The sequence below is a fragment of the Anabaena sp. CCY 9402-a genome (assembly GCF_963920945.1).
In the GTDB taxonomy this organism is placed as follows: domain Bacteria; phylum Cyanobacteriota; class Cyanobacteriia; order Cyanobacteriales; family Nostocaceae; genus Trichormus; species Trichormus minutissimus.
The window spans coordinates 1-1,443 of record NZ_CAWUDL010000186.1 but is presented as its reverse complement, the minus strand read 5'-3'; the positions used below and the strand labels follow the sequence as shown (position 1 = coordinate 1,443).

At 46.7% G+C, this 1,443-nt stretch carries 1 protein-coding gene; it reads right to left on the bottom strand.

The window, feature by feature from the left end:
• Window positions 1-56: 56 nt before the first annotated feature.
• Entirely contained in the window at window positions 57-1,265 is a 1,209-nt protein-coding gene (locus ACM0OR_RS28200; protein ID WP_414579708.1) for an RNA-guided endonuclease InsQ/TnpB family protein, read from the bottom strand.
• Between the last annotated feature and the right edge of the window lie 178 nt (window positions 1,266-1,443).

The window sequence follows — 1,443 nt, the reverse complement described above, 5'->3', positions numbered from 1 at the left end:
TTGACATCCTCCCACCACTGATTCGGAGTACCGAATGCAGTGGGGGATTCCAAGAATCACTTCTTGGGTTTCCTCTCTCCCCGACTCGACTTATTTGGAGGGATTTCTCCCGACATACAGAGGTCGATATCTCCAGAGGCTTGAGATCCTGTGTGTCCCACAGTACGTAGTCCTAATTCAAGTATGTTCCGTGCAGCGTTCCAATCCCGATCTTGGGTATGTCCACAATGAGGGCAAACATGAGTTCTTGTACTAAGAGACTTGTTCACTACTTCCCCACAGTTAGAGCAATTCTGGCTGGTATGATGGGGTGGAACTGCAACAGTCACCACACCAAACACTTTGCCGAAATACTCAACCCATTGCCGGAACTGAGTCCACGCTGCATCACTAATCGATTTAGCCAAGTGTCTATTCTTGACCATGTTCCGCACCTGCAAATCCTCATAGGACACCAAGTCGTTAGACCGGACTACGCACCTTGCCAATTTCACGGCAAAGTCTTTACGCTGCCTACTTACTTTGAGGTGCTTTCTGCTCAAGCGATTTCTCGCCTTGATTCTGTTTCTAGAACCCTTCTTGGTTTTAGACAATCTGCGTTGCAATCTCTGGAGAGACTTTTCGCTTTTACGCAAGTATCTAGGGTTTTCAACCTGATTCCCTTCACTATCGGTATAGAAGTGGTTCAATCCCACATCCAAACCAATAGTTTTACCAGTTGGTTCTCGCTTCTCTACTCTGTCTTGGTCAATGCAAAACTGCGCGTAGTACCCATCGGCACGACGTACAACCCGCACACGTTTGAACTGTTTCACCTGGTAGAAATGCAAGTCACGAGTTCCCCAAAGTTTGAAAGTTCCTGCTTTGAATCCGTCGCCAAAAGTGATGTAGCGACGGTCATCAGAGAGCTTCCAACCGCTAGTTTTATACTCGACAGAACCATGTGTCTGTTCTTTCCTAAAGCGTGGATAACCAATATTTCCTGGTTTAGACTTTTTGCAGTTATCAAAAAAACGAGCAATTGCACTCCAAGCCCTTTCGGCACTGGCTTGACGAGCCATAGAGTTCAACTTAGCAACCCAAGGGAAGTTTTCATCGGCAGCAAGGACAGCGCAATAAGCACTCAAATCGTACCTGCCAATGTTTCGGTTATCCATCCAGTACCGGAGACAAGCGTTACGGACAAAACGAGCAGTTCTAATCGCCTCATCCAGCGATTGATATTGCTCATTTGTTCCTTCAAGTTTTGCCTCAAATACCAGCATTATTACGTCAGTCAAGTTGACGTAATAATATCATGGATGCTGCTAAAAACGAGACACCCCTCTCCCTGTTAAACCTACGGTTTAATCTGGGTCAAGGGGTGTCTCGTTTTTAGCCCTCGATTCATCTCACCGCCAACCGTTCCGGTGTGGCGGGAGCATTCTCTCGGAGTTTAGGTAA